10 protein-coding genes and 1 pseudogene are annotated in these 19,685 nt (G+C 37.6%); 3 read left to right on the plus strand and 8 right to left on the minus strand.

The genetic code is table 11. The features are described from left to right. Window positions 1–70: 70 nt before the first annotated feature. From HT724_RS05650 to HT724_RS05675, 6 genes and pseudogenes are all read right to left on the minus strand, one after another. Complete coding sequence (locus HT724_RS05650) at window positions 71–1,672, minus strand: type I restriction-modification system subunit M (protein WP_173275488.1); 1,602 nt, start codon at window positions 1,670–1,672, stop codon at window positions 71–73. Window positions 1,673–1,683: 11 nt separating this feature from the next. Next, a complete protein-coding gene (locus tag HT724_RS05655) occupies window positions 1,684–3,564 on the minus strand; it encodes a P-loop NTPase fold protein (protein WP_173275490.1) in 1,881 nt (626 codons plus the stop codon). Between the two features lie 10 nt (window positions 3,565–3,574). Beyond that, window positions 3,575–4,798 carry a restriction endonuclease subunit S gene (locus HT724_RS05660; RefSeq protein ID WP_240156725.1) on the minus strand — a complete coding sequence of 408 codons (1,224 nt, stop codon included), beginning with the start codon at window positions 4,796–4,798 and terminating at the stop codon, window positions 3,575–3,577. Further along, window positions 4,740–8,741, minus strand: a complete 4,002-nt coding sequence (locus tag HT724_RS05665) for a hypothetical protein (protein WP_240156726.1) — start codon at window positions 8,739–8,741, stop codon at window positions 4,740–4,742. Before HT724_RS05665 ends, HT724_RS05660 begins: the two co-directional genes overlap by 59 nt. A 105-nt stretch (window positions 8,742–8,846) precedes the next feature. Then, the gene (locus HT724_RS05670) at window positions 8,847–9,608 is read right to left on the minus strand and encodes a DUF6261 family protein (protein ID WP_173275493.1); all 762 of its coding nucleotides are present in this window, start codon (window positions 9,606–9,608) and stop codon (window positions 8,847–8,849) included. Between the two features lie 401 nt (window positions 9,609–10,009). Then, window positions 10,010–13,000, minus strand: a pseudogene (locus HT724_RS05675) (type I restriction endonuclease subunit R). Window positions 13,001–13,147: 147 nt separating this feature from the next. Here HT724_RS05675 and HT724_RS05680 point away from each other — a divergent pair. Continuing rightward, a complete protein-coding gene (locus HT724_RS05680) occupies window positions 13,148–13,765 on the plus strand; it encodes a TVP38/TMEM64 family protein (RefSeq protein WP_000076170.1) in 618 nt (205 codons plus the stop codon). Between the two features lie 42 nt (window positions 13,766–13,807). On the opposite strand, the gene scrK is transcribed toward HT724_RS05680, so the two are convergent. Further along, the gene (scrK, locus tag HT724_RS05685; protein ID WP_000164310.1) at window positions 13,808–14,695 is read right to left on the minus strand and encodes a fructokinase ScrK; all 888 of its coding nucleotides are present in this window, start codon (window positions 14,693–14,695) and stop codon (window positions 13,808–13,810) included. Window positions 14,696–14,997: 302 nt separating this feature from the next. Then, window positions 14,998–16,884 carry a sucrose-specific PTS transporter subunit IIBC gene (locus HT724_RS05690; RefSeq protein WP_173275495.1) on the minus strand — a complete coding sequence of 629 codons (1,887 nt, stop codon included), beginning with the start codon at window positions 16,882–16,884 and terminating at the stop codon, window positions 14,998–15,000. Window positions 16,885–17,265: 381 nt separating this feature from the next. Between HT724_RS05690 and HT724_RS05695 the strand changes: the two genes are divergently transcribed. Together HT724_RS05695 and HT724_RS05700 are read left to right on the plus strand one after the other, a co-directional pair. After that, entirely contained in the window at window positions 17,266–18,720 is a 1,455-nt protein-coding gene (locus HT724_RS05695) for a glycoside hydrolase family 32 protein (protein WP_173275498.1), read from the plus strand. Then, window positions 18,701–19,666 carry a LacI family DNA-binding transcriptional regulator gene (locus tag HT724_RS05700; RefSeq protein ID WP_173275501.1) on the plus strand — a complete coding sequence of 322 codons (966 nt, stop codon included), beginning with the start codon at window positions 18,701–18,703 and terminating at the stop codon, window positions 19,664–19,666. The genes HT724_RS05695 and HT724_RS05700 overlap by 20 nt, the downstream gene beginning before the upstream one ends. Window positions 19,667–19,685 lie beyond the last annotated feature (19 nt).

The following is a 19,685-nucleotide window of genomic DNA, read 5'->3' on the forward strand; positions in this document are numbered from 1 at the left end:
CTTTCTACTAGTTCCCCGGAAATATGGAAACAAAGTTATATCTTAAAAATGAGCGAATCAATTACTCTCATCACCCTTCAAACTCTTTCAAAAACTTTTTGAGTTCAGCATCGGCTTCTGGTGTGGTTCCATGTAGTTGACCGAGCATTTCGAGTAGGGAAGCAGTTTGGTTTTGGATTGCTTCATTTGTCGTGTTAATCTTGCTGACGATGTCTGTCAGTGGTTCGACTTCTTCTTCCTCAAAGGTATCTACGTAACGAGGGATATTGAGGTTGTAGTCATTTTCAACGATTTCTTCATAGCTTGCCAGATGTGCAAACTTGTCAATCTCCTCACGAGACTTGTAAGCCTCCAAAATCTTCTCGATATGAGTATCCGTCATGATATTCTGGTTTTTCCCCTTATCACACTCCTTAGAAGCATCGATAAAGTAGACATCACGATTGGTACGGTTCTTTTTGAGAATGATAACCGTGGTCGGAATGCTGGTGTTAAAGAAGATATTGGCTGGAAGACCGATAACTGTATCAATGGCTCCTTCTTCTAACAAGGCCTTACGAATGGTTCCCTCAGCATTGCCACGGAAAAGAACACCGTGGGGAAGAACGATAGCCATAACTCCATTATCCTGCTTGAGATGGTAGTAACCATGTAAGAGAAAGGCAAAATCAGCCTTGGACTGAGGCGCTAGTTTCCCAAATGGAGAGAAACGAGGATCCGCCATAAAGCCAGAGCTAGCAGACCACTTGGCAGAGTAGGGTGGGTTCATGAGAACACCGTCAAAGTTGGTCGGCTCTTGAGTCGGCCAGTCTTCGTCTAGTGTATCGGCATTGTGGAGAAATTGATTCTCAACTGGAACACCGTGTAGAATCATGTTCATCCGAGCCAAGTTATAGGTTGAGGTATTGAGCTCCTGCCCAAAGTAAACCACTGTCTGAGGTTTATGAGAGTATTTCTTGGCATTGAGCAAGAGAGAGCCAGAACCCATAGTCGCATCATAGATAGTAAAGCCTAACTGGTCCTCACGACCCAAAAAGGCAATCTGAGTCATGAGTTTGGCAACAGGTTGAGGTGTATAGAACTCACCAGCCTTCTTGCCCGAGTCAGTTGCAAACTGACCAATCAGATACTCATAAGCATCCCCCAGCATATCACCAGCATGACCAGTCACATCTAGCACAGCCAACTCCTTCATGACCGCCGCCACCGTTTGATTTTGCTTTTGCGGAGTCGCCCCTAGCTTTTTGGAATAGAGATCAATATCTTCAAAGAGATTTTCATAGAGTTCATCACTCTGCTCAATATCTCGAAAGCCCTGAGCCAAATCTTCCAGCTGGAAAGTACCTTCATTGACACGTGCTACTAGAGCCGTAAAGGTCAACTCAGGCTTGATACTATAGTTGAGTTCGCCCTTCATAACTGTAAGAAGATCCTCGTGGGTGCCCGCATCCTCATAGTAGTTGCGATAGACCTCAAGGGCAGCCTCTAGACTCTCACTCCCTTCCTCCATGGTCTCCGCCACGAAAAAGAGCATCTTATCTGACAGATACTTATAAAAGACCATACCCAAGAGATAGGACTTGTAGTCATTGGCATCCATCTTAGAGCGGAGAACATCCGCTGAGTTCCACAGGGCTTGGTAGAGCGACTGGGACGTTTGTGTTGTTTCCATAATGTTTCTTTCTAAGTTTTCATTGATAATGGTTTCTTTAGTTCATCAATTTTGGCTTCAAATACGAATCCATTTGACTCCATTTGATTTAGTTTTTCCCGAATATTTAAAATTACTGTCTTTTCATAATCTACATAGTCGTATGGTGGAGCAAACATATATCTTCCTGTCCAAAGAATATATTTCTTACTTTCAGGAATAATATCAAATCCATCAAAGCCATATTCATTCGATAAAATAGACTGAAATATCCAGAATGATAGGAATTCTGTATCGTTGAAGTGATTTATAAAATCCCATATACTGCTATCCCAACTATCAAATTTGCTAAATTTTTCCACTGAAGCTAAATAAGTCAATAGAAGAAAATCTTTTCTACGATACTTTGTAAAGGTTTGACAACCAATATCTAAATCATGAAAATGGCACCCTAAATCGTGGAAGCTCAATACTCTATGCTTTTCTAAAAAATATATAATCTCAGATTGATCTAATCCTGCAGGTTTTAAAATATTTTCCCACATTTCAACAATTTTAGAAATCACATCTTTTGTTAGGGGATAATTTCTTTCATATGGAGGCACTATCTCATTATACTTTTCTTGGACAATAAGAGTCATAGAGGGACTATTTTTAAACTTCATAGATTCATTAATAACAATATTTAGTAAACTTTTTTTCTGAATATCAGAAAAATCTGCAAATTGATTATTCAAATATTGATAAAAATCAGTCTTTTGATCCGAATTTAATAACTCTTGTATAAATTTATCTGACTGTTCCATGAATAAGGTATCTAATTCATCTTTTGTACGATTCATAGGCACTTCATAAAGAAAATATTCCATACTATTCTTATTAAAACTTAGTGGATATTGCTCATTATCAACTTTTTGGATTTCAGATAACAGCTCTTTTATTGTGTAGCCTTTACGGAGGAAATCTTCTAACTTTGTTTTCTCATTCTCTTCTATAACTATTTGTTTATTGTTGAGTATTTTCTTATAGAGTTCTGGATAAAACAAGTAAGCATAGATAATTAATAACTGTTGTTCCACTTGAACACGACCAAATTTCCTTCTTGTAAAAAATTCTTTATTTACATAATCATTAAAATGTTCCCTATCACGTAAATTTCTCTGGTCACTTTTAACTCTTTTTTTAAAATTCTCTGATAAATAAACGCCAAACTTTTTTTCTAATAAATGAAAATAACTATCCCAAATATTTGAAGAATGTAGTACAAAAGGTAACTCAACTTGCCTATCAATTATCTTTGATAGATAGTTATCCCCTCTCTTATAAAGTAGTGTCATATCACCAACAAAAATAATAGGTAGCTTTCCATTTATCAAACTAAAAAGTTTATAACAGTCTTCTTGTTGCTTTTCCAGCATTCTATCAAAATCATCAATAACTAAAATTTTAGAAAATTTATGTAGTCTAGTTAATAAGAAGCTATACAACTCATCAGATTTATATTTAAAAACATTCCAAACTGCAACTCCTAAAGATACCAATCCTCCAATTTTCAGAATCACTGATTTCTCAGAACCAAAATACTCACCCAATCCTATATCCACAACATTAGTCATCAAAATAGAAACCATTACTAGGGCAACAATACTTAACCTCATAAAAACTAAGTAAAAAAATGGATGGAGTTTTGAAAATGTTACTTCAATCATTGAACGATTATCTGTTAACCTCCAAAAATCCATAGTAATTAGTTTTATCTTTTTATTCTTATTTACATCCTGTAAAAATGTTGATTTCCCTGAGCCCCAGTTTCCATTAAGAAAATATGTTTTATCTTCTTGCAGTAGTTCAGCAAAATTTTTTGCTGCTGTTGAGGTATCGATTTTCTCTAGTTTTATATAATTCTTTTCCATTTTGATTTACCTAAATAAACATATCCTGCAAAAATTTCTTTTTCAGGATTTCTAACTGAGAAATTTTTTCTTGGTGAGAGTTGATGAGATTATCTAGGTTTGAGAAATAGGCACCGATGGCTTGTTTTTCTGCAATTGTTTGTGGAATTGCAAAAATAGTTGTTGAAACTGACTTCCAATCTGAACGAGGCATTTTAGTACCAGATGTATCATTAGCAACTTTTTGATAACGACTTGATTGAACTAAATAATAAATAAAATCCGAGTTATTTCCATTTGGATCAAATACCCAAAAATCACCTAAAGCAACACCTTCAAATTTCGGTAAAAGCCAGTTATTCAAATAAGGTCGTAATTTACCATATAATGTATATCCAGGCTTAAAGAGTATCCCTTTACGATTATCAAATTTACTACTAATATCTTTATTAAGTTTCCCCTGACCAGAAATAATATCCTCAAACTCAACTTTTGGTAATGAATCTGAATCAGAGCTTTCAGTAACTCTATTTACAATTTGTATAAATTCCTTCTCTTCCCACTCACCTTCAAAACCATCTAAACGAATCTCTGGAACTGTCTGTCCAGCTTTTGGAAACATCTTGGAGAGCATGGTCGCCTTGAGGGTTTGGTAGTTGGCGAGATTATCCTTGTAGCTAGACAAAAGGTCGTCGAGAGTACGGAAAAGGGTACCGATAGCGGATTGTTCGGCTGGACTAGGAAATGAAATTGGAGTTTCTAAAATATTTTTATTGTACAATCGCTTGATAGTTGTTCCTTCAATTCCTTCCCATTTCACTATTGAATAAAATTGCTTAAGAAAAGAATTATTCAACCGTTCATCATGCTTCAACCAAACTATATTTGAATCTTGAAAATAAGCTTCCTCTCCATGGTATTCTACAGTCCGACCGATACTTCCTGAAGCAGAAATCAAAATGTCCCCAATTTCAGGATATGGATATTTTGATTTATACTCCTCAAATTTTTCTCGAGTAATAAATGAATCTGGTTCACTACCAAAAGTACCAATTTTATAAAATGGAACCTCCCCAGTTTCAGAAGTTTCATCCTTGAAAATTCGCTTATTCATGGAAACCGAGCCAAGATCACCTATTTTTTTACTTTCCCAGTTATCACTAAAATCGCAGAATCTCACTGCAGGAATACTATTTTTACTCATTATTTTCCTCCAGAATGTCTTTAAATTCGATCTGCTTACTTCTAAATCCAAATAGCTGTAATATAGAATCTTCGCGTCTGGACTTATCAGAAATCAACTCCCTTTTCTTTAAGTAATCAAGAAGCTTTTTGTTAAATTCAGAATACGAAACCTCTGCTTTTCTATTACCATTCCCTCCGTTACCTTCATTCTCATTTAATTTTTCAAAGGCATCTTTCCATTCATCATAGATAGCATCATCGATTTGTTTATTCAAGATTTGCATAATATCCGATAGTTCTAATAAATCTAAATAATTACCTAGAAAAGCAAGCTTATCCAGTTTAATTCTATTTTCTGAATTATAAATTAATTTTTCAAAAAGTTCTTTCTTATGTTCATTCGAAACATCATCCGCATTCAGAATTTCTTCATACAATGAAAAGCTAATTTCATTTTCATCTAATTCTATAAATTGTCTTATATATTTTTTAACAATGTTCTTAATTTCAACTTGAAGTTCATTTTCAACTTTTTCATATATCTCCTTTGGCAGTAGATATTCAAAATTACTGTCATCAAAATGATTAGTCAAAAGAAATATTCTTATTTTTATATCATCTTCCATTTTAAGATCGTATCTTGCTATTAATTCTAGTAATTGTTCTTCATCTCGAATATCCCTCTCATCATTTAGATAATCCTTTATATTATTCCAAATAAAATTAGCTAGGGAGCTTGGATATTCTTTTCGGAAAAATTCAAGATTTAGTCTATTGAATTCAATTAGCCTATCATCTGTTAAGTTTTCCAACTGGGATTCACTCATACCTATTTCGCTAAATTTTTCATAATATCTATCCCCAGTGGCATTAAGAACTTTTTTTCGAATATTTTTTTGTAATTTCTTTGATTGTATTATATATTCTTCAAATTTTTCTTGCACTTCATCATCGAACCGTAGATAAATCTCTTTATCAAACTCGAAATTTGGATTTTGATTAATAAAATCAATCAAGAAATTATCCTCGTCCTTATATTGACTAAAATATTCCAAAACAATTTCAGTATTTACTTCAGCTTTTTGAATATGTACAAGATTTTGTACTAGTATGTCTCGATTTTCATCAGATAGAGCATTGAATTTCTCTTGTGTATAAGCAATATAAAAATCTGGAATACTAGAGATTATCTTTTCTGCTAATGTTACATTTTTTATATTTTCATCATTATCTAGTTCATCAGATTCATCACTTTCTAACTTTTCCTGAGACAACTGATGATTAAATATCACATTATTATTTAACATCTGTTCAATATATTGAGGTTTATCTCGCATATCACCCTCTGATAGTTCAATATACATCAAAATATACTTTAGAAATTCTTCATCAGAAGATAAACAATAGTCTAACAAGGATTCAAAAAGACTGTTACTACTAATTATTTCAAAATTCTGATGTTTAAATTGTTCATCCGTATATTCTGAGTACCAATTCATAAAGAATCTTATATTATTTTCATTAATAGTATATAACTTGTTCCAAAAAATACTGTCCACAATTAAAACAAACTCTTCTTGAATTCGTTCGTTCTTAGTTCCGTAGGTAGAAAAATTAGTAAATTTAATATTTAAAGTTCTTAAATTCTCAGTTAGTCTAGGTAAATTGTATTTAAATTCTCCAGTCAAAATATCAAAATTATTATCTATATAATTCATTAGTAAATACTTTGTTCTTTGTGGTGTATTCTTTAAAAAAATTGTATCCAATAAGTTTAATAGTTTAATAACTACATTATTCTTTAATGGAAAAAAGTCTTTACTATCTGTTTCTAAATACTCATTAAATAAATTGCTGTTATATGATATCCAGTTTTCAAAAAGAGACTGATATATCTTATCACTTTCTAAATCATTTATAAGGCCATTTTGATTGTAATTATATATTTTGAAATAAAAGTCCATAATAAATTTAATAAATCCCTCTTGATGAAATAATAATTCCAATTCATTTTTAAAACTAGAACTATCTGATGGGACTAATAAATATCTGAACAGACTATAATTCAATACATACGGATATCTAAAATCATTTATCCCCAAACGGTCAATTATTTCGGCCATGTTGTGTAAAATAATTCCAGGATCATTAGTGCGTCCAGAAATAACATTTCTTAAATATTCCTTCTCAATTATTGTTATAGTATTCGCATAAAAATAAGTTAAATAATCTTTATAACTCTCGTCAATATAAGAATTTCTAACCAGGAAAGAAATAATCGAAAATTGAGGATTATTTCTTATTTCTTTTCTAAAATTACTTTTAAAATCATCAATATCCGTAGCAGACTGATAAAGTTCTGACAATCTCTTACTATCTAATGCTACTAGTTCCTCGTGAATTTTTTTAATGTCCTCCTCTAATTTTTCTATTAGTTTTTTATTCTTAGTATTGTTTAAACGTTCTTGAAATTCCAGACTATTTTTTGCAGGAAATATATAATCAATTGTTACTTCTTGAGAGTTGTAATTGTTATAAGCACTGTAAAAAGTATCAAAAACAACAACCTTACTATCTTTATCAAGTAATTCTTTAATAAATTCAGAGTACGAGGTGAACTGAGATTGAGACTTACCATTTACTTTAATAACTTCTTTTCCATTTGGAATTTTTAAAATAGTACTATATAGTTCAATTTCATCGTTTAATTGTTCTTCCTTAGCATTCACTATTTTTGTCTCTAATAACTCAATTTCTCTTTTTAATTCAGTCTTACGTTTTTCTAATCTCATTTCTTTTGAATTTAGCAATTCAAACAGATACCCTTGATTTCTTTGTAATAGCGAAAAGTCTTTAGGAAAAATATTTTTATATACTACCATTGAAAATAACTTATCCTGCTCTAACTTTAAAATATTTAATGTCTCTTTGTAGGTTAGATACTCATTACAAACATTATTAATTAATCTCATATCGTCAAGATATAAAGAAATATTAAATAAAAATCTCTTGTCAAAACCACCATACTCCCCCATATCTGTTAACAATTCTTTTAGTATTTCATGTGAATTTGAAGCTGTTACTACAGGAACTACAGGAATAATGTAATCAAAGAACTTCGTTCTCTCTTGTGATTCAAATAAATTATCCTTTACAAGATAGAAAAATACAAGCTTGGTTTCCCTAGATACTTTTCTTTTCCTATTGATAACAATATTTAATTCCTTTAACTTTTCAAAAATTCTAGAATCATTAAAACGTTCAATATCTTCAAATACTATGATATCTGCTCCTGATTGCTTGAATAAATAAAGGATATCATCTAAATAGCGATCAAAATAAGATACTCTTGAACTTTCATTTGAGAAGATTTCAATATTTGTTTCGATTTTTTCTGCTTTTAATGATAGTTTCTTAATAAAACCAAAATCTCTTTGTAATTTAGATAAATAAAAAATTCCATACATAATTAAAACAAATAAAATCGCTAGAGCTAGAAGGGAAATAGTAGGCTTCATACTCCAAGACAACCAAGAAAAATTCTGAACTAATCCCTGCCATAAAGAAAAATTAAAAAGATACAAAGATAATAGTATTACTAAACCTAGATATACTGTTATATTGATGGGATTAATTCGTAACTCTGTATCAAGAGTTTTAAAAATAGACTTTCTTATTTTTTTAGACTCTATTTGATGAAGCAATTGATTGATTATTTTCCCTTCAATTGTATTGATTTCACGCTTATCAAGTCCATTTTTTCCATTACTTTTTGTTTCGTCATATTGCCCCAAAGATATATGAATAAATTTTTTATCCGTATAATTAAGTTCAAAACTCTCAACAATACTACTTTTCCCTGCTCCATAATTACCTGTAACAGCCACATTTGTTACTTCAGATTTCTCATCAATCGCAAACTCAAGTGCTTTCAGTGTTACCGGTTTTATTTCAACATCCTTATTTGAAGTAAGTGCTCTAAACTTGTATTCTTTTACCATTAATTTTTCCATTTCTCTATGATTACTATACATAAACCATTATATCAATTATGACCTAGTATATAAAGCTTTTATACGCAAAATCCCCCTTAGAAATCCGCTTCTAAGGGGTTGTCTTTAACCTGCTGCTTGGGCTGGTTCTGCTGGTTTGGTCTTTTTATCTTTCTTGCTACTAGTGATGAGACGGCGCTTGCTATCTCGGATGCTATTGAGTTCCTTGAGGAGTTGAGTCAGGTGTTCCTTTTCAGGGTAGGCTTCTGCACTGGCTGCAGTATAGCGCATAAAGAGGTCGTAGCTGGTTGAAAGTTCGGTACGGAGTTGTCTGGTCTTGCCAACTTCCTTGGCAGACTTAGAAGCACGCGCCTTACTCTCCACTTGACCATATTCCTCTTGAGCATTGATCACAGCCGTCAGCATAGGTGTCAGTCCTAGACTGGTCACTGCCTCATGATAGGGTGTTTCACTAAGTGTTTTGAGCAGGCTCTTGATTTCTGCCGTTTCCATATCATTGCTGTGCTTAGTAATGTCCTTGTACTTGGCAAAGACTGGTTTCAGAGTTTCATGAGCTTCTTTGAGCTTGGCATCCTTAATCTTAGCAAATCCTCTATGAAGGGTAAAGAGACCGACCAAAGCACTATCACGATTGCGATCGACTTCTGTCAGATTACTAGACTCTTTCGTCTCCACAGCCGCAAGTTGAGCTTGAAAATCATCTAGCTTGGTCTTGAAGGGTTCCAAATGTTTGGAATACATGCCCTCATCCTTGTTTGCCTTAGAAAAAGTAGCTAGACTCTGATGAGTATCCATCATTAGGCTTTCAAACTCACGGTTGGTAAAGTTGCTGTAACTAAGTGGACGAATAGCGTATGTTTTTGTCATGATGATATCCTTTCTATTTTCCATTATGTAAACTTTTAAAATAATTCTAACAGTTACTTTAAAAGATTTGTTCCACTTCCGCTCAACTGTCATTATTTCCATCTAAAATGTACTTTTCAGAACAAATCAGACATTTCCAAATTAAAAAATCCCTATCTGACTGGACACACACTCCGTCCATCAGATAGAGACTCTTACTATTTTTAAATTTTAACTTTCCTAGCTTTAGAATACATTTAAACTTTAAGAAAGACGACTATTCGAAAGCTAGAAGACCTCAAAACTCTCTCAGATAAGCTATTCGAAACTTAGAATACTTGTAAATTTATGTAAGCGCACTTATTCTAAACTTAGAATACACATAAACTTTAGGAAGCAAGCCTATTCTAAGTCTCGAAGAACTATCTCCTAACCCTCAACGGCTCAATGACTTCCTCTACTAGCTGGGTATAGGCTTCCTTGATTTGTTTTTTATAGAGGAGAGGATTGAGGGCATCTGACACCTCTAGCTTATAGTCCTGATAGCGCTGGCTCTTGGTCAGCTGGCTTTCTCCTAGTTGTTTTTTAGCTCCCTTACGGTAGTGTTCAACATAGTATCGGAGTTCATCCTCTCCGACATACCAACGTTTGCTAAAGACTTGGATATGTTGTTGGATGACAGCCTCGATCATCTGATCCAAGATATTTGCGATAGACTGACCACGATAGCTTTCCGGATGTTCTTGTACCTCTCTCCAAAGTTCAGTGATGATCTGGGCAAGATTTGGATTGGTCTTCTCAAGACTCTGAATATAGTTATCCACGGCTTCCCTATCTTGAGCGCTTAGGTTCTTTTCTTGACTTTGACCTTGTTCAATTAGGCTTTGAATCAAGGTTAAGATATAGGCATAGTTGATCTCATCCACTTGGATAGACTCCAATTCATAGTGGATATCAAGTGGCTCTCCATCGTCATCATCCTCTACTCGGCTTTTTAATTCTGCAAGGACATTTCGATAAAGTCCCAGATACCTTTCCAACTTTTCTCCATCAAGTCCCGTCTGACTGTAAAGCTCTTCCTCATCATACTCTTTATACACTCGGATAGAGGCTAGGTATTTATCAAAGGCTTGATAGGTTTTAGCCAGTTTCCTCAACTCAGATGTAGAGACTTGCTCGAGATCTAGACCGTTCACATAGTCATCAGTAGCAAGATTTTTAAAATCACTGCAACTCCGTAAAAAGTTCCTCTTTTCCTCTTCCCAGCTTGGGGCTAGGACCTCGTTTTCACCACCATTTGAGTAGAGTTTGAGGGCACTATCTACTGCTTCCTTAAAGGCTAGAGGCTTTTGGAAGGTGATGATATGACCGTAGGTCTTACTGCTATCAAAAATACGGTTGGTTCGGCTAAAAGCCTGAATCAAGTCCTGCGGTTGCATGGGTTTTCGGTCGATAAAAAGAGTTGATAAACAAGGAGCATCAAATCCCGTTAAGAGACGATTGACCACGATGACTAAGTCCAACTGCTCATTGCGATAGAGGTATTTGTCCTGTTTTCGAGCTAGACGGTTATTGACATCCGTATTAAAGCCACGAAGATCCGACATGGTAAAGTGGGTATCAAACTCTTGGTTATAGTCCTCTAAGACCTGCTTCATGTGGTCTTGGTTGGCTCTTGAGTCTTCTTCATTTTCTGTGACCGAGTAGGTGATGGTCGTCTTTGGAAAGTCTGGAAGAACCTGCTTGACCCTTTCCGATACCTTAACTCTCGTCTCCCCATCCTTGACTCGTTTGAGGAGGTCATAATAGGCTTGGGCTTGAGGGATTGATTTAACGGTCAGGATAGCATTGTAGGTCTTACCAACTCCTTTTTGGAAGCCTAACTGTTGACGGGATTTATTGATAATGGCATCCAGGACTTCCAGCATATGCTCCTCATCCTCGTAGACGGTATCTGGTAGGTCATTTTCGGATTTATCCGTGATGAGGGTATTGCGATAATCCACCTTAAAGCCTAAAACTGCTCCATCATGGATGGCTTCCTTTACTGTATACTCATGGAGACGGTCACCGTACTGTTGCTGGGTGGTTTGAGCTAGGTCTCCGACCTGTTGGCGTTTATTTTCTTTAAAGATAGGTGTGCCTGTAAAACCATACCAGAGCGACTGTGGGAAAAAGGCCTTAATGTCTTTTTGTGTTTGTGGCGTAACGGCACGGTGGCATTCATCCACGACAAAGGCCACTCGGAGACCCTTGATTTTGTCCGCATCTCTTTGGTAAAGACCTTGTTCAAACTTACGCATCATGGTGGTGATTTTCTGGATGGTGGTCACCACCACACGCTTATCATTACTTCCTAGTCGTTTGACCAAATCATGGGTATTATCCGTCTCGTCAATATCAATGACATCATTGGTCGCATAGGAGAGAAAAGATGAAGTGGTCTGTTGATCCAAGTCCCTACGGTCAACGACAAAAATCGTCTTTTGGATGGATGGAATCTGGAGGAGATTTCGAGCTACCTTATAAGAAGTCAGGGTCTTACCTGAACCTGTCGTATGCCAGACATATCCTGATGCTTGCTGGCGAGAGGCTTCTTGCACTGCTTCGATGGCGTGGATCTGGTAAGGACGCAAGAGGATAAGAGCTTTCTTGCTATCATCAAGGACAGAATACTGCATAACCATCTGGTGGGCACGAGGGATGGAAAGGACTTCGTGGGCAAAGCTGGTCAAGCTCGTTATGGGTTGGTTGTCTTTATCCACCCACTTGGTTAGAAATTGCTTGTTGAGTTTATTTTCCCTAGCTGCAGCGATATAGCGTGTATCTACCTTGTTGGTCACAACAAACATCTGTAAGCTAGAATAGATGCCACGGAACTTGCCTTCGCGGTCATATTTTTTAATTTGATGAAAGGCATCTAAAAAAGCAACTCGGGGACTTTTAAGCTCAATCTGAATCATTGGAAGGCCATTGATCAAGAGGGTCACATCTAGCCTGCGATCTTGATCTTGAGGATTTATCTTATCTCTCTCGACTTGGTTGACAACCTCATAACTAGACTTACCAGCTGCGATATTGTCTCGCCAGATGACAGATAGACGGATAGTCCCCAAACTAGCATCTTCTCTCTGAACCTCAACCTTGGCAATGCCATTTTCGCCGACCAATCACTTGGCCGCATCATAGTAGCTAACAAAGTTCAGTTGATTCTGAATCTGGCGTTTTTCCTGTTCTGTCAGGGGATGATCTGCCAATAGAGCCACATTGTTCTGGGCTAGCTTTTCAAAGAAGTTTTCCCATAATTGCTCTTCTGTTTTAAGGTCATCTCTGTAAGTCCATTGACTTTCCCCAGTCACCAGTTGGTTGACCAGCTGTTTTTCTATCTCCAGTTCTGGTTTTGCCTGTATCATACTCTCTCCTTTGCTACTTGTCTGCTCCCTTTATTATAGCATGTTTAGCCTCAAATTCCACTACTCTTCCCATCACAAAAGCAATCATTCCCCCTTTCTCCTCCAAAATATGGTATAGTAGAACTATACTATCTATGAGGAGTTTACATGTCACAGGATAAACAAATGAAAGCTGTTTCTCCCCTTCTGCAGCAAGTTATCAACATCTCATCGATTGTCGGTGGGGTTGGGAGTTTGATTTTCTGTATTTGGGCTTATCAGGCTGGGGTTTTACAGTCTAAAGAAACCCTCTCTGCCTTTATCCAGCAAGCAGGTATCTGGGGGCCACCTCTCTTTATCTTTTTACAGATTTTACAAACGGTCGTCCCTATCATTCCTGGGGCCTTGACCTCCGTCGCTGGGGTCTTTATCTACGGTCACATCATCGGTACTATCTACAACTATATCGGCATCGTGATTGGCTGTGCCATTATCTTTTATCTGGTGCGCCTCTACGGAGCTGCCTTTGTTCAGTCTGTCGTCAGCAAGCGCACCTATGACAAGTATATCGGCTGGTTGGATAAGGGCAATCGTTTTGACCGTTTCTTTATCTTTATGATGATTTGGCCCATTAGTCCAGCTGACTTTCTCTGTATGCTGGCTGCCCTGACCAAGATGAGTTTCAAGCGCTATATGACCATCATCATTCTGACCAAACCCTTTACCCTCGTGGTTTATACCTACGGTCTGACTTATATTATTGACTTTTTCTGGCAAATGCTTTGACACATAAAAAATCCGTTTGGTTTCCCAAGCGGATTTTGTGCTTTATTTCGAAACTTCTTTTGCAAGAACAAAGTTCCCAAGAGTAGCAGAACCATTTCCTGCTACTGCTGGCGTTACAATGTAATCACGCACATCAGGTACTGGTAGGTAACCATTGAGAAGAGATGTAAATTTCTCACGGACACGGTCCAGCATGTGTTGTTGAGCCATGACCCCTCCACCAAAGACAATCACATCTGGGCGGAAAGTCACTGTCGCATTAACCGCAGCTTGAGCGATATAGTAGGCTTGGACATCCCAAACAGGGTTGTTGAGTTCAATGTTTTCCCCACGAACACCTGTACGAGCTTCCAAACTTGGACCAGCTGCATAGCCTTCCAGACATCCCTTATGGAAAGGACAAACACCCTTAAACTCTTTTTCAATATCCATTGGGTGTCTAGCAACATAATAATGACCCATTTCAGGGTGACCCACACCACCGATAAACTCACCACGTTGGATGACACCTGCACCGATACCTGTACCGATTGTGTAGTAAACCAAGTTTTCGATACGACCACCAGCATTGTTACGGGCAACCACTTCACCATAAGCAGAGCTGTTTACGTCTGTAGTGAAGTACATTGGCACGTTGAGGGCACGACGAAGGGCACCAAGCAAGTCCACATTTGCCCAGTTTGGTTTTGGAGTCGTCGTGATAAATCCATAAGTTTTTGAGTTTTTATCAATATCAATCGGACCAAATGAACCAACTGCAAGACCAGCAAGGTTATCGAATTTTGAGAAGAACTCGATGGTTTTATCGATTGTTTCGATTGGAGTTGTTGTTGGAAATTGTGTTTTTTCTACAACGTTAAAGTTTTCATCACCGACAGCACAAACAAACTTTGTACCGCCCGCTTCCAAGCTTCCATATAATTTTGTCATGATAAACCTCTTGTTTTTATTTTCTTTATTATAGCATATTTCGAAAGTCTAAATTTCTCTATTTTTTAGATTTTCCTCTGTAAATCTTACCATTCAAGCAAAAACGAACAAACATGTCATTTGTTCGTTTTCATTGTGAGAGGGAATATTGTACTCAATGAAAATCAAAGAGCAAACTAGGAAGCTAGCCGAAGGTTGCTCAAAGCAATGCTTTGAGGTTGTAGATAAGACTGACGAAGTCAGTTACATATATCTACGGCAAGGCGAAGCTGACATGGTTTGAATTTGATTTTCGAAGAGTATTAGATTTTCACTTCAATAACAGCATCCCCCTTAGCAACTGAACCTGTTGCGACTGGAGCTACTGAAGCGTAGTCAGCTGTATTCGTAACGATAACCATTGTTGTATCATCAAGACCAGCTGCAGCGATTTTGTTTGAATCAAATGTTCCAAGAACATCTCCTGCTTTCACCTTGTCACCTTGAGCAACTTTTGCTTCAAAACCTTCACCGTTCATTGTTACAGTGTCGATACCAACGTGGATTAAAACTTCAGCACCATCAGTTGTTTTCAAACCAAAAGCGTGTCCTGTTGGAAAGGCAATTGAAACTTCAGCATCAGCTGGTGCATATACCACGCCTTGGCTAGGTTTCACAGCGATACCTTGTCCCATAGCTCCGCTTGAGAAGACTGGGTCATTGACATCAGCAAGAGCGACAACATCACCGACGATAGGAGTTACAAGTGTTTCATTTTGAAGAGCTGCTGGAATGTTGCCAGTTGTTTCTTCTTGGACCAAACGTTCTGTCGCCGCTTCAGTAGCAACTTCTTTTTCATCCTCATAACCAAACATGTAAGTAAGAGCGAAACCAAGAACGAATGATACAGCTACCATAAGAAGGTATTTGGCAAGTTGTCCGTTACCAACATAAAGCATTGTACCAGGGATGATGGTGATACCACTACCATTACCAGCAAGTCCAAGGATTGAAGCCAATCCACCACCGATTGCACCAGCAATCAATGAAAGGAAGAATGGTTTACGGAAGCGCAAGTTCACCCCGAAGATAGCAGGCTCTGTAATACCTAGGAAGGCAGAAAGAGCAGCTGGGAAAGCAAGAGTTTTCAGTTTTGGATTTTTAGTTTTAACACCAACCGCAACAGTCGCAGCACCTTGAGCTGTCATAGCAGCTGTGATGATCGCGTTAAATGGGTTAGCATGGTCAGCAGCAAGCAATTGAACTTCAAGCAAGTTGAAGATGTGGTGTACACCTGACACGACGATCAATTGGTGAACCCCACCAATCAAGAAACCACCAAGACCAAATGGCAAGCTAAGGAGTGCTTTTGTTCCAAGAAGGATGTAGTTTTCAACAACGTGGAAGACTGGTCCGATGACAAAGAGTCCAAGGATAGACATAACCAAAAGTGTCACGAATGGTGTTACCAAGAGGTCAATCACATCTGGAACAACCTTGCGGACAGCTTTTTCAAATTTAGCTCCGACAACCCCGATGATGAAGGCTGGAAGAACGGAACCTTGCAAACCAACAACAGGGATGAAACCAAAGAAGTTCATAGCTGTTACTTCACCACCTGAAGCGACTGCCCAAGCGTTTGGAAGTGAGCCAGAAACAAGCATCATACCAAGAACGATACCAACGGCAGGATTTCCACCGAATACGCGGAAGGTTGACCACACAACCAAACCTGGCAAGATGATGAAGGCTGTATCTGTCAAGATTTGTGTGTAAGTTGCAAAGTCACCTGGAAGTGGCATTTCAAGAGCGTTGAAAAGACCACGCACCCCCATGAAGAGACCTGTCGCTACGATAACTGGGATGATTGGAACGAAAACGTCACCGAAAGTACGGATAGCACGTTGGAACCAGTTTCCTTGTTTCGCAGCTTCTGCTTTCATGTCATCTTTAGATGATGTTGGCAAACCAAGTGCAACAACCTCATCGTACATTTTGTTAACTGTACCTGTACCAAAGATGATTTGGTATTGACCTGAGTTAAAGAAAGCACCTTGAACTTTTTCCAAGTTCTCAATCACTTCTTTATTAATTTTCCCTTCATCTTTGACCATGACACGAAGACGAGTCGCACAGTGAGCTACACTGTTGACATTTTCACGTCCGCCCAAGGCATCGATGACTTTTTTTGCAATTTCCTGATTGTTCATTTGCAAAAATCTCCTTATATAAAATTTTGTTCTTGTTTGAAAGCGATTTTATCCGCCCTTACGACTATTATTTTATCATGTTTTAGAACTATGTCAAGCGTTTTGCAGAAAAAATATTCTATCCACTTAGTAGGCGCGCTTTAGATTGATTATTTTTGACTGTTTTATCAGGTATTCCTTGAAAAAATAAGTTTGAAATCTGAGTTCAAAAGGGTTTTGTTTCACTTTATTTCAATTCTCTGTAGATAGTTGATTGATTTTCTGCTTCTATTTTATGATAAACGTTTGACAGTTTTTCCTCTTTTTTAACATAAAAGGCTTGCATTTTTTACCGAAAACGGTTACTATTAAAAGTGATAAGATTTTTGGAGGAATGAATGAATGGAATGGACAACTGAGCGTCGTTACAGACTTTATCAAGATTGGACGCAAGAAGAAATTCAACATATAAAGGAAAATATGGCACAATCCCCATGGCATACTCATTACCATGTTGAGCCAAAAACAGGACTTCTCAACGACCCAAATGGCTTTTCTTACTTTGATGGCAAGTGGATCCTCTTTTACCAGAATTTTCCTTTTGGTGCGGCCCACGGTTTAAAATCTTGGGCACAGCTAGAAAGTGATGATTTGGTTCACTTCACAGAAACTGGTGTCAAAGTTTTGCCTGATACTCCATTAGATAGCCACGGTGCCTACTCTGGTTCTGCCATGCAGTTTGGCGATAGCTTGTTCCTATTTTATACAGGAAATGTCCGCGATGAAAACTGGATTCGTCACCCTTACCAGATTGGGGCTTTGATGGACAAGGATGGTAAGATTACGAAGATTGACAAGATCTTGATTGACCAGCCTGCTGACTCAACTGACCACTTCCGTGACCCACAAATTTTTAACTTTAAGGGTCAATATTATGCCATCGTTGGTGGACAGGACTTGGAGAAAAAAGGCTTCGTCCGTCTCTACAAGGCTGTTAACAACGACTACACAAACTGGCAAGCTATTGGCGACCTTGACTTTGCTAACGACCGTACTGCCTACATGATGGAATGTCCAAATCTGGTCTTTGTAGGGGAGCAACCTGTCCTTCTCTACTGCCCACAAGGATTGGATAAAGATGTTCTAGACTACGATAATATCTATCCAAATATGTATAAGATTGGGGCTTCCTTTGATCCTGAAAATGCCAAAATGGTAGATGTATCTCAACTTCAAAATATGGATTATGGTTTCGAAGCCTATGCAACTCAAGCCTTCAATGCTCCTGATGGACGCGCTCTAGCTGTTAGCTGGCTTGGATTACCTGATGTTTCATATCCATCTGACCGTTTTGACCACCAAGGAACCTTCTCTTTGGTCAAAGAACTCACTATCAAAGACGGTAAACTCTACCAATTCCCAGTCGCAGCTGTCAAGGACCTTCGTGCCTCTGAAGAAGCCTTCTCAAATCGTGCCCAAACTAGGAACACTTACGAACTTGAACTCAACTTGGAAGCTAATAGCCTGAGCGAGATTGTCTTACTTGCTGATCAAGAAGGCAAGGGACTTTCCATCAACTTTGACCTTGTAAATGGTCAAGTGACAGTGAATCGTAGCCAGGTTGGTGAACAGTACGCCCAAGAATTTGGAACTACTCGTTCTTGCCCAATCGATAACCAAGCTACTACTGCTACGATTTTCATCGATAACTCTGTCTTTGAAATTTTCATCAATAAAGGAGAAAAAGTATTTTCCGGTCGTGTCTTCCCACATGCAGACCAAAATGGTATCCTGATCAAATCTGGAAACCCAACTGGAACTTACTATGAATTAGATTATGGTCGCAAAACTAACTGATGTCGCCAAACTTGCAGGCGTCAGCCCTACTACCGTTTCTCGGGTTATCAATAAAAAAGGTTATCTATCTGAGAAAACCATCCAAAAAGTCAATGAAGCCATGCGGGAATTGGGCTATAAACCCAACAACCTAGCTCGTAGTTTGCAAGGAAAATCAGCTAAGTTAATCGGCTTGATTTTTCCCAATATTTCCAATGTTTTCTACGCAGAATTGATTGATAAGCTGGAACACCAGCTTTTTAAGAATGGTTACAAGACCATCATCTGCAACAGTGAGCATGACTCTGAAAAGGAATGCGAGTACATCGAAATGTTGGAAGCCAATCAGGTGGATGGCATTATTTCTGGTAGTCACAACCTAGGAATTGAAGACTATAATCGTGTGACAGCACCGATTATTTCCTTTGACCGAAACCTATCACCAGACATTCCTGTCGTTTCCTCTGACAACTATGCTGGTGGAGTTCTTGCTGCCCAGACTTTGGTCAAGACAGGAGCCCAGTCTATCATCATGATTACAGGGAATGACAATTCTAATTCGCCAACTGGACTACGCCACGCTGGTTTTGCATCTATTCTGCCAAATGCCCCTATTATCAATGTTTCCAGTGACTTTTCTCCAGTTAGAAAGGAAATGGAAATCAAAAATATCTTGACCCGTCAAAAACCAGACGCCATTTTTGCTTCAGATGACTTAACAGCTATTCTGGTCATTAAAATCGCTCAAGAACTGGGCATTTCTGTCCCTGAAGAGCTTAAAGTCATCGGATACGATGGAACCTACTTTATCGAGAATTACTACCCTCAACTGGCTACTATCAAGCAACCTTTGGAAGAAATTGCCTGCCTTACTGTTGACCTCCTCTTGCAAAAAATCGAAGGCAAGGAAGTTGCCACAACAGGTTACTTTTTACCAGTTACATTATTACCAGGAAAAAGTATTTAATACTCTTCGAAAATCTCTT

The sequence above is a fragment of the Streptococcus sp. k-402 genome (assembly GCF_013277515.1).
GTDB lineage: Bacteria > Bacillota > Bacilli > Lactobacillales > Streptococcaceae > Streptococcus.